This is a genomic window from Dietzia sp. DQ11-71, from assembly GCF_014144995.1.
Taxonomy (GTDB): Bacteria; Actinomycetota; Actinomycetes; order Mycobacteriales; family Mycobacteriaceae; genus Dietzia; species Dietzia kunjamensis.
On sequence record NZ_JAALDT010000263.1, the window covers coordinates 1 to 1,211 of the forward strand.

Here is a 1,211-nt window from a genome sequence, read left to right on the forward strand (position 1 = left end):
AGTCGGCGTCGCCGCGGGCGATGTCGACCGGCCAGGCCAGCGTGAGCATCGAGTCGGTGGCCGGGGCGGCCGCGTCCATGCTCAGCTCGAGACACACGGTGACCGGGGATCCGGGCGTGGTGCGGGTGGCGCCGGGCAGGACCAGCGGTTCGTCGACCGTCGGCGCGTCGAGTGGCACCGGGCGGTCACTGTCGCCGGCGAGGATGCTGGGCGAGTCGAGATCGAACGCTGGCGCGGCGCATGCTCCGCCGCGGGCCGAGACGGCCCGGACCCGCACGTGGGACGCGGTCTCGGGGTCGCCTTCGACGAGGGCGCCCTCGCCGATGTCGACGTGGGCGTCGGACCGGGAGTCGACGGTGGTGCGCAGTGTCAGGGGCTGGTAGGCGGAGCGATTGCGCAGGCCTGCGGTGTCCACGCGGACGGGGAAGTGGCCGCCGTAGGAGGAGATGGGCGCGGTCCAGGTCGTACCGAAGTCGGTGGACGCCTGGACGGACCACGCCGAGCTGCGCAGTTCGGACTCGCGGGTCTGCTCGTCGCGGTCCTGGACGATCACCGTCGCGCCGAGTGCGCAGACGGAGGCGGCACCGAGTGCGACCAGCGTGGTCGCCGCGTGCCGGATGCGCATGACTCCTCCGAGGGGCCGTCTGGTGGAGATCGGTCCAGAGGAGGGGGCTCTGGTGCGGGCGGGGCCGCAGTGATCGCCGTTTCAACTAGTTTATGGCTCGCGGCCGAAGCATCGTTACAGCGCCCCCGGGTGTGTCCGATATCACTCTCTCCGTCGCGTGTCGACCGGTCGTCAGCGGCCGTAGACCACGGTTCCGGTCTCCTGGTTGATGGCGGCCCAGCGCCAGCCGTGCGCGGCGGGGTCGTCCGAGGTGAAGGTGGCCCACGCTGCGCCGGGGTCGCTGCCGCCCAGCCAGATCGCGAGCGCCGCAAGCCCCTGCTGGGCGTCGGTGGGGATGGTGTTCCTGACTATCGGGGAACGCGGATGACACTGGCCGTGGCTGTGAGTCTGAATCGGGATGCGGCGTCCTGCTTATCGAGCTCAACGCGTCGCAGGGGTGGCGCTTGTCAACACGTGCACCCCTGCCCGGCCCTGTTGGCATACTCGGCCCCGTGCCCCGCGCGCGCCAGAGGTGAATCTGGTCACATGCCTACCTGCAGGAGAAGCTGATGCCCGACACCCCGTCCCTGAAGCTCGGTTACAAGGC

General features: G+C 70.8%; 1 protein-coding gene. It reads right to left on the minus strand.

Going from position 1 to position 1,211, the window contains the following annotated elements; translation table 11 throughout:
- On the minus strand, positions 1-625 hold a 625-nt coding region (locus G6023_RS09935; RefSeq protein ID WP_182635262.1), incomplete at its 3' end, for a hypothetical protein.
- Positions 626-1,211: the final 586 nt, after the last annotated feature.